This window comes from Zobellella denitrificans (assembly GCF_002237365.1).
In the GTDB taxonomy this organism is placed as follows: Bacteria; Pseudomonadota; Gammaproteobacteria; order Enterobacterales; family Aeromonadaceae; genus Oceanimonas; species Oceanimonas denitrificans.
Genome location: NZ_NMUO01000215.1, coordinates 1 through 513, shown reverse-complemented (window position 1 = coordinate 513; position 513 = coordinate 1). Strand labels below are relative to the sequence as shown.

The 513-nt window shown below is 74.5% G+C and carries 1 pseudogene; it reads right to left on the bottom strand.

Annotation, left to right across the window (positions count from 1 at the left end):
* Nucleotides 1-513 (bottom strand): annotated as a pseudogene (locus CGX12_RS19430) (cobalamin biosynthesis protein); the annotation flags it as partial.

Here is a 513-nt window from a genome sequence, read left to right as displayed (position 1 = left end):
CCGGCTCCTCTCCCTCCCGCCGCGCGCTGCGTTCCGTGCTGCCCGCAAGTACACGCGGTGCCGTCGGGTGGATAAGCGCGGCTGGCGCAACGCGGGCCAGGGGGTGGTGTGAGTGACGGGCTGCGGTGCGGCCGCGCGACCCAGGCCATGGCCCGGTACAGGAGGGAGGGAACCAGGCCGAAGGCCCGCCACGACGTCAGCTTCACCGGCCAGGCCTGGACACAAAGGCGCAGCAGGGCGAACAGCAGGGCGGCGTAGACGCCGCCGGCCAGGTACCAGCACAGCAGGGCGAAATCCCCGGCCAGGCGCAGCAGGGCCACCTCCGCCACCGCCTTGTGCAGCCCCAGGGGGGAGAGGGGATCCGTCCGGCGCAGGCACAGGGGCGCCAGGGTCAGCCGTGCCAGGGGCCTCTGCTCTTCCACCTGCCGCAGGCAGCGGGGCAGGGCGCGGACCAGCCGGCCCAGGTCCAGGCAGCACCACAGCAGCAGGGGCTCCAGCAGCGACGGCCAGGGC